5 protein-coding genes and 1 pseudogene are annotated in these 8,291 nt (G+C 51.7%); 3 read left to right on the forward strand and 3 right to left on the reverse strand.

Going from position 1 to position 8,291, the window contains the following annotated elements; translation table 11 throughout:
* Positions 1–125: 125 nt before the first annotated feature.
* Complete coding sequence (locus AKG43_RS07805; RefSeq protein ID WP_054600008.1) at positions 126–2,567, forward strand: TonB-dependent hemoglobin/transferrin/lactoferrin family receptor; 2,442 nt, start codon at positions 126–128, stop codon at positions 2,565–2,567.
* A 75-nt stretch (positions 2,568–2,642) separates the two neighbouring features.
* Complete coding sequence (locus AKG43_RS07810) at positions 2,643–3,248, forward strand: biliverdin-producing heme oxygenase (protein WP_054600009.1); 606 nt, start codon at positions 2,643–2,645, stop codon at positions 3,246–3,248.
* A 259-nt stretch (positions 3,249–3,507) separates the two neighbouring features.
* Here AKG43_RS07810 and AKG43_RS07815 read toward each other — a convergent pair whose 3' ends face one another.
* The 3 genes from AKG43_RS07815 to AKG43_RS07825 form a co-directional block, all read right to left on the reverse strand.
* Positions 3,508–4,380: a DUF1853 family protein gene (locus AKG43_RS07815; RefSeq protein ID WP_054600010.1), complete on the reverse strand. Its 873-nt coding sequence runs from the start codon at positions 4,378–4,380 to the stop codon at positions 3,508–3,510.
* Between the two features lie 116 nt (positions 4,381–4,496).
* A complete protein-coding gene (locus AKG43_RS07820; RefSeq protein ID WP_054600011.1) occupies positions 4,497–6,287 on the reverse strand; it encodes an aminopeptidase P family protein in 1,791 nt (596 codons plus the stop codon).
* 25 nt (positions 6,288–6,312) lie between these two features.
* A complete protein-coding gene (locus AKG43_RS07825; RefSeq protein WP_054600012.1) occupies positions 6,313–7,764 on the reverse strand; it encodes an oligopeptide:H+ symporter in 1,452 nt (483 codons plus the stop codon).
* A 309-nt stretch (positions 7,765–8,073) separates the two neighbouring features.
* Between AKG43_RS07825 and AKG43_RS12780 the strand changes: the two are divergent.
* Positions 8,074–8,291 (forward strand): annotated as a pseudogene (locus AKG43_RS12780) (IS5/IS1182 family transposase); the annotation flags it as partial.

The raw sequence follows: 8,291 nt of genomic DNA on the forward strand, positions 1-8,291 counted from the left end.
GGTATTCTTGACAACCCTCAAAAATCCCAAAATGGGTCTGCATGCAAAAAACGGAAAGTGTAAACAACGCTAGAGTTTCTTACACCTTAGCCGTCTGAAAAACGACTGTTTACAGAAAGTAAAACATGAACAACCCATTCAAACTTACCTTGATGGCTTTATTGGTAGTGAATGCATTTCCTGCTTATGCAGAAGACACATCTCAACAAGAAGTCAATCTTGAAACAGTTGAAGTGAAAGGCAAACGACCAACTTCCAAATTGGGGGAAACAAAAACCCGCCGCAACCAGTTGGATGAAAACCTTGTTCAAGACGTACGCGATTTAGTCCGTTACGACCCCGCCGTTTCCGTTGTAGAAGGCGGCCGCGGCAGCACCAATGGCTTTGTTATCCGCGGCGTGGACAAAGACCGCGTGGCCATTAATGTAGACGGCCTGACTCAGGCAGAAAGCCTATCTTCAGAGGGTTTCCAAGAACTGTTCGGTGCATATGGCAATTTCAATGCCAACCGCAACGCTGCCGAACTGGAGAATATTTCCGAAGTCAGCATACGCAAAGGTGCCGACTCCATCACATCGGGCAGCGGCGCATTGGGTGGTGCAGTAGAATACAAAACCAAATCACCCGCCGATGTCGTTAACGAAGAAAAACCCCTGTATGTCGGCTTGAAAGGCGGCTACACAGGCCGCAACAGCGAATACGTCGGCAGCACCGACTTGGCCGCTTATTTTAAGGGCTTCGACACCCGTTTTGTTTATACACGCCGCCACGGCCACGAGCTAAAAAACCACGGAGGCGGCAGCGATTACACGCAACACAACAAATCCGACGGCGTATATAACCCCTTAAGCAACAACAGGAGCTATTTCGGGTCTTTCGGTAAATTCCGAGCCAAACCCGATCCCCAATACTACGTTTCCAAAAGCACGCTGTTCAAAGCCGGTTACCACTTCAACCCCTACAATTATCTGAGCGGTGTGTATGAAGACTACCGCTTAGACAGAAAAACCGACGAGCTTTCCAACCTGTGGGCTGCCGACTACCAAGGCAATGTCAGCTACGAAATGCGTAAACGCAACGACATCACTTACCAAAAACGCAGCGGCATAGAATATGAGAACCAGCTGGCATCAGGCCCGTGGGACAAACTCACGCTCAATTACGACAAACAGAAAATCCAAATGAGCACGATGACGTGGGACGTACCTAACGATCTTGCCAGAAGCGGCACCAATTCCGACCTATATTTCGTCTTCCGCCGCCGAACACAGGATTTAAAACAATTTCGTGCAAAAGCCGATAAAAGCTTTGATTTCGGCAACAACAGCTGGAGCATGACTTACGGCGCAGGAATCGGCAACGAAAAAAACAGCAACGATAACTACACCGTTTTCGTTCGCGCTTTCAGGCCGGAGCTGGAAACCAGCCGTCGGACAACCGACACATTGCTGCTCGATGCCCGCAGCAAAAAACACCATATTTTTTGGAACAACAGCTTTAATCTGAATGGCAAGTACCGTTTCGGTGCAGGCATCCGTTACGACTGGATACGCAACAACATCCTTCCCAACAACCAATTCATCAATGCCATGAAACAAAAAGGGTTGGATGAAGCCAAAGCCAAATTCGGCGCTCCCAGCTACGCACTCCATTTCGACTGGAAATTTGCTCCCGGCTGGACATTTTTAAGCAAATACTCCACCGGTTTCCGCGCCCCCACAACCAACGAAATGTGGTTCACTTTCCCCCATCCGGATATGACCGTTTTAGCCAATAAAGATTTGAAAGAAGAAAAAGCCCACAACTACGAATTGGGTATCAGCAATCAGGGCAAATGGGGCAATGTGTTGCTGTCGGGCTTCCACACCCGATACAAAGATTTCATCGACTTCGCATACTTGGGTTTGCGCAACACTGAATTCTGGAACGTTAACGAACAAAAATGGCAACCCCGCCCCTATACCGCTCCAACTTGGCAAAACGTCAACCGTGACAGTGCCACTGTAAACGGTATAGAGCTGAGCGGTAATTGGAAACTTAACAGCATCGGCTTGCCTGAAGGCATGTTTGCCAGCTGGACAGCCAGCTACATCAAAGGTAAAGCCAAACAAGAAGACGGCAGCAAAACGCCTATCAATGCGCTGGCACCGTTTGGTGCGGTTTTCGGCATCGGTTACGTGCAACCTGAAGACCGCTGGAGCCTAAAAACCAATTTAAGCTACACTGCGCGCAAAAAGCCGAAAGACACCGTTCATAGTAATGATGATCTAAAGAATCCGTGGCCTTATGCCAAACACAGCAACAACTACCTTTTAGTGGATTTGGTGGGTCATTACCGTTTCGGCAAACATGTAACCTTGCGTGGCGGTGTATTTAATCTGTTTAACAAACGCTACTACACTTGGGACAGCTTACGCAGCATTCGTGAATTCGGCACAGTAAACCGTGTCGATAACTGTAACGGCAGCGACGGCACGCCCCAACACGCCAGTTGTGCCCACCAAGGGATTCAGCGTTTTACCGCTCCGAAACGCAGCTACGGCTTGACATTAGAAGCCAAATTCTGATTTGATAATCTTTTTTCAGACGGCCCAAATGAAGCCGTCTGAAATTTGATTCGAATAATGAAAAAGGAAAACAACATGACAAACGAAGCTCAAACTTTTGCCCAACGTCTGAAAGAAGAAAACCGCACCACCCACGACAGCGTCGATAATTTGGTGATGTCGGTACAGCCTTTTGCCAACAACGAAAATTACTCGAAATTTTTGAAGCTGCAATCGGTGTTCCACAAAATCGTCGACGGCATTTACAAAGACGAGAAGCTCAACCGGTCTATTCCGCAACTGGCCGACATGGCCCGTTATGATGCCGTGTTGCAGGATTTGGAAGATTTGAACAGCGAGCCTTACCAATTCTCCGGCGAGCTGCCTAAGCCTGAAGGCAACAAGGCCATCGGTTGGCTTTATTGCGCCGAAGGTTCCAACTTGGGGGCGGCGTTTTTGTTTAAAGATGCGCAAAAGTTGAGCTTCAATGCGGAAAACGGTGCGCGCCACTTGGCTCCGCATCCCGACGGCCGCGGCCGCCACTGGCGTGAGTTTGTAGATTATTTAAACGATTTGGGCTTGGATAAATCCGCTCAAGACGAAGCGATTCAGGGCGCAAAAGAAGCGTTTGCTTTTTATAAAGTGATTCTGCGCGAAATCTTCGGCCTTCCCGAAGGTGCGGAAGCACCTGCTCAAGTGTAACCAAGGCTGAAAGAGCGGTTTAAAAACCTTGAGGCCGTCTGAAACGATTTTCAGACGGCCTCAAGGTTTTTAGTCAATCAACTTAAGTTGAGTAACAAAATCGTAGGGGCGGATGGCATATCTGCCCCTGCAACATTGCAGAGAACAATTTTACTGGTTATATCAAGCCACTTCATTAGAAGCCGTGCCGTTATACTTGATCAAGCCAGAGTACAACGTTTTTGTATTAAATTTAAGCAGATTAACTATACATACCTGCTCAATCTTCGCGCTGCACTTTCATGATGCGTCGGACTTCGTGCCAAAATCCGTCCGGCCGCTGCTCAAGCACGGCGAGTATGCCGCTGCGGATTTTGCGGGTTTCTGTTTCGTTGAATGTTCCTTCGGCGCACACTCTGGCGGGGGCGAGCAGACCTAAACGCGGAAGCAGGAAATGGCGGCGCGTAAGGCCGTCTGAAAAGTCGTATTCCGCCCAATCTTCAAGATAAAGGCCGTGCCAGCCGTAGGGGTTTAACGGGGCTTCGTCTGCCGCCTGCGGTTGGGATGAGAAGCCGTTGCCACGCACAATCGAAACGCTGCGTAGTTCTTGGGGATTGAGCTTCAGGCCGTTCAATACTTTCCGCCCTTCTTCACTCTCCAGCAGGCGCAGCTGCTGCGGCAGTTTGGCGGCTTTGTGCATCAGCGTGTCTTGAGTGTCCAATCCGACCATTTCAGACGGCCTTCCCGAACGGCAGCCGTAAAATTTGCAGGTCAATTCGATGTGGTAGGGTTTGCCGTTGAGCGTGGCGATAAAATCGGCGGCTCCGCTTGTTTGCCCTGCGGCATTTTTAACGGTTAGGTTTTGCCCGAGCAAAGAGGCATGGGGTGCGGTTTCAAGCCAGAATGCCAGCAGGTGTTCGGCATAAAATCCGAGGCGGCCGGCGAATGGTTTTTTATGGTGCAAAGCTTCGTGGAGCTGCGTGGGATAATCGTTGAGATCAAGCAGATAGCGGAATCCCGTTTCGCCAAGCAGCTCGCTTACGGGCAGCTCGCAACCGCTCAACCACAAGGGGGGTGCGGTAAGAACGGCGGCCAAATCGCGCACATGCGGGTCGGTGAGCCGCCACCAAAGGGCATCGAGTGCATAATTCATAGTGTTTTGATGTATGAGTCTGCAAAAGATTATGCAGGCCGTCTGAAAAAGTTATGTTGCAATGTGCGGCACCTGCCAAGCAGGCAACCGCAGGTTATCGTTTGAACGCGCGGTGATTAAACAGGTTGTGTGCGTTCTTCCAGCCATGATTTGGCTGCACCTTCCACCAACGGCAACAGTTTTTCGCGCACTCGGGCATGATAGCTGTTGACCCATTCGATTTCGTTTGCCGACATCATGGTAACGTCCATCAGGCGGGTGTCTATCGGGCAGAGGGTAACGGTTTCAAAGCATAAGAATTTGCCGAACGCGGTTTCTTCAGGCTGTGCAACGGGGCGGTTGATCACCAGATTTTCAATGCGGATACCCCACTTGCCGGGGCGGTACAAACCCGGCTCGTTCGAAGTAAACATGCCTGCTTTCATGGCGTGGTTGGGGTTGGTGATGGCGTGGTAGGAAATCACTTGCGGCCCTTCATGCACGTTGAGGAAGTAGCCTACACCATGGCCGGTGCCGTGACCGTAGTCGCATTGGGCTTTCCACATGGGCGCGCGGCAGATGGCATCGAGCATCGGCGCGGCAATGTTTTCGGGAAACACGGCTTCGGCCAGCACGATATGGGCTTTCAACACCAGCGTAAAGTCGCGTTTTTGCTCGGCGCTCGGTATGCCGATGGGAATCACGCGGGTGATGTCGGTGGTGCCGTTTTCATACTGGCCGCCCGAATCAATCAGCAGCAGGCCGTTGCCTTCAATCAGGCTGTACGCTTCGGGCGTGGCGCTGTAATGCGGCAACGCACCGTTGGCGTTGTAACCGGCAATGGTGCCGAAGCTGTGCGAAATGAAGTGCGGGCGGCGGCTGCGGTGCGCCAGCAGCATGGTGTCGATATCCAGCTCGGACACGGTTTCGCCGTCGGCCAGTTTTTGTTCCAACTCGGCAAAAAAGCCGCACAACGCCGTGCCGTCCTGCCGCATGGCTTCGCGGATGTGGGCAATGTCGGCGTCGGACTTGATGGATTTAAACAAAGTGCTCGGGTTGATGCTTTCCAGCAGTTTCACGTTATCGGGCAGCTTCTGCAGGGTACTCACGGCGGTTTTGGCCGGATCAATCAACAACGCGCCGGAAACGGCGGCCAAAGCATCGGCGGCGGTGTGATAATCGGCGGTGCTGATGCCTGCTGCTTTCAGGCATTGGGCAGATTCTTCGCTCAAGCCGCTTTGGTTCACAAACAGCGTGGCAGTGTCCGCGCCGATCAACAGATAAGACAGAAACACGGGGTTATAAGACACATCGCTGCCGCGCAGATTGGTCAGCCATGCAATATCGTCGAGTGAAGAAATCAGGTGGTAGTCCGCGCCTTTTTCTTTCACGGCCGCCCGCACGCGTGCCAGTTTTTCGGCGGCGGTTTCACTCACAAATTCGGCCTTGTGCGGATAAATCTCGCTCGACGGCAACGCGGGGCGGTCTGCCCACAAACCGTCGAGCAAATCGCTTTGATGGTTGAGGCCGATATTTTTTGCCGCAAAGGCCGTCTGAAGCTGACGTTGCGCCGTTAACGACAACATATCCGGCGCAACGCCTACCCGGGCGTTTTCCGGCAGGCTTTGCGCCAAATCTTCCACATGGGTTAATCCGAAACCGAGTTTTTTCAATTCGATACCGCTACCCGCAAGCTGCTTTTCCGCCTGCTCCCAATAGCGGCTGTCGGCCCACAAATCGGCGCTGTCGGCCTTAACCACCAACGTGCCCACCGAGCCAGTAAAACCCGAAACATACACCCTGCCCTGCCAATGTTCGGGCAAGTATTCCGAAAGGTGCGGATCGGCCGAAGGGATAATCCAAGCATCAAACTTCTGCTCCTGCATTTTTTTGCGCAGTGCAGCCAAGCGTTGTGAAGGGGTATTCATCAGGGGGTTCCTTATCCGATAGTGCTTAATCCACGCCTTTGAGCAAACGGTTCAACACCGGCACAAGCAACAGCAGCACCCCACCCGCAATCAAACCGGCCATGCCGATTAAGCGGTAGAACGCTGCGGCGGTTTCAGCAGCATAATATTTTTTAAACACGAGGCCGCCCAAAGTAAAGCCGAGCGACAAAGCGAGAAAGTTCAACGCAACCATTTGCGTTTTAAAGTGAGAGGGGGCGATTTTGGTAGCAAGCGACAGCGAAATCGGCGAAAGCAGCAGTTCGGCAATCGTAATACCCAAAATAACCAACGCAAACACGGCCAACGGCATAACCGTGCCGCCGGCAATAAAGGGAACGAAACACCAATACGACACCCCCAACACCATCAGTGCCAAAGCAAATTTCAACGGCGTTTTAGGCTGTTTTTCACCCATTTTCGTCCACATGGCGGCCATCAAGCCCGAAAACACCACTACCCAGAAGCTTTGCAGCGAATCTTTCCACGATACCGGAATCGTAAAACTGCCGACCGCACGGTCGATGGTTTCGTCGAAATACACGGTTACCGAAGTGAATACCTGAAACCACAAAGCCCAGAAAATACAGATGGCCAGAAACAAAGGCACATAAGCCATAATATAACGTTTGTTTTGCTCTTCAACCGAAGGGCTGGCCAACAAGCGCGCAAAATACACCACCGTGGCCGCAATCACCGTGCCCAAGAGCACTTTCGAAAAATTATCCAGATTCAACCAGCCCAAAGCCACCACCGCGAAAATCAACCCTGCAACCGCAACGGCCGCCAGCGCGGCAATCTTGCCCTGCCCCTGCCGTAAAGGAAAAGGTGCGGGCGTATGCGGCAAAAACTTTCTGCCGCGCGCGTATTGCCACAAACCGAAAGCCATGCCCACCGCCGCCGCACCGAAGCCGTAGTGGAAGCCGATATTGTTTTGCAGCAGGCCGGTAATCAGCGGGCCTAAAAAACCGCCGATATTGATCGAAATATAAAAAATCGAGAATCCGGCATCACGCAGCGGGCGCAATTCGTCGCTTTCATATAGAGAACCGACCATCGAGCTGGCCGACGCTTTCACACCGCCGCTGCCCAATGCAATCATCACCAAGCCGCACAGCAAACCGGCAAAGCCCGGAATCACCGCCAAAGCGATATGGCCGCCCATTACCAAAATGCCCGAATAAAACAGCGTTCGCTCCGCGCCCCACAAGCGGTCGGCCAACCAGCCACCCAAAATCGTCGAAAGATACACGCTGCCGCCATACGCGCCGACAATGCCGCCCGCTACTGCCTTATCCATACCCAAACCGCCCTGTGTGGTCTGGTAATACAGATAAATCAGCAATATGCCCTGCATTCCGTAGAACGAAAAGCGTTCCCATAATTCGATATGGAACAGCGTGGAAAGCTGCCACGGATGGCCGAAAAATTTTTTGTGTTCAGGTAACTGTTTTTCCATGATTCTCTCCTCTCAAAACCATCATGCACGGCATATTCTTGGCAGAAACCGTTGGATACGGATATTTTTCTTTTTATATCATGCCCCCGTTTTAACACTTTCACCCACGGCCTGCAATACACAGCAGGCTGCGAACCGCCGTGCAGCAGCCCCAACCGCCTGCTTTTTAAATGTCCGCTTCAACGTGTGAATATATTAAAAGAGGCCGTCTGAAAACATTTTCAGACGGCCTGAGACCTTTGCAAAACCCTCAAAAATCCTCTAAATTCCCACTCACATCAAACTCCGGGAATTTAGAGGATTTTGTTCATGAGCAGCTTTTTACACACCGACGCCCTCAACCACATCGAAAAACATCTCGACCGCTTCCCCCTCATCAAACTCGACCGTATTCTTGACCGGACACCCATCGAACAATACCTCGCCGGCCGCAAAACCCGCTACGTGCGCGACAACGGCGGCCGTCCCGCCTATCCTTTGCTCTCCATGTTCAAAGCCGTCCTGCTCGGCCAATGGCACAGCCTCTC

The sequence above is a fragment of the Neisseria sp. 74A18 genome (assembly GCF_001308005.1).
Taxonomy (GTDB): Bacteria; Pseudomonadota; Gammaproteobacteria; order Burkholderiales; family Neisseriaceae; genus Neisseria; species Neisseria dumasiana.